This is a genomic window from Psychrobacter sp. 1Y4 (genome assembly GCF_051847555.1).
In genome coordinates this window covers 1-727 of the sequence record NZ_JBPYDE010000517.1, presented here as the reverse complement: position 1 = coordinate 727, position 727 = coordinate 1, and the positions used below count along the sequence as shown (strand labels likewise).

The window sequence follows — 727 nt, the reverse complement described above, 5'->3', positions numbered from 1 at the left end:
AATACAGTATGAAAATACCATTGGGTTTTATTGACAGTGTTTGCCATTTAAACCGTTTGAATATGATTAAATGCATTTGATCTATTACAGGCTTACTATAAAAGCTCTATGTATCAGACCCAATCTACCAGTACAATACGTCATAACAAAAACTGCATTCGATGAAAAACGTGTTGCTTGTGCATCGCTGAATATTCAGCATCGTTTTTTATCACTAACCTTTTATATAGCATGATAGCACTGCTGCTATTATGCGTCTTGTGTCGGAGAAGAAGTATGCAAGCTGTTGGCAATACGTTTATCAAGCTGTCCTCAATAACCTTACTTACGCTTAGCGTCAATCTAGTGGGTTGCCAAACTTTCAAAAACCTCACTGGCGCCAAAGATGTCGACGCGGTAGAAACAGCGGAAAAGTCAGAGCAAGGTTACTATAGCGATGCCGTTGCTCAAATCGACAAAGGTCGTTATCTCCAAGGTATTGAAGAATTGACCAATTTGCGTACTTTTTATCCAACTGGACAATATGCTGAGCAAGCATTGCTCGACATGATGTACGCACAGTATGAGGCTGATAAATACGAGATGGCAGCGGCAAGTGCTGAGCAATTCATCCGACTATATCCGTCTAACCCGCAAGTCAGCTATGCTTACTATGTACGCGGCGTTGCCAATATGGAAGGCTCATCTGAGAGCTTAAAGCTATTCAAACTTAACCAAGCAGAGCGTG

The 727-nt window shown here is 41.3% G+C and carries 1 protein-coding gene; it reads left to right on the top strand.

Annotated features, from left to right (window positions below):
* Positions 1–276: 276 nt before the first annotated feature.
* On the top strand, positions 277–727 hold a 451-nt coding region (gene bamD, locus ACS8FC_RS17305; protein ID WP_439297690.1), incomplete at its 3' end, for an outer membrane protein assembly factor BamD.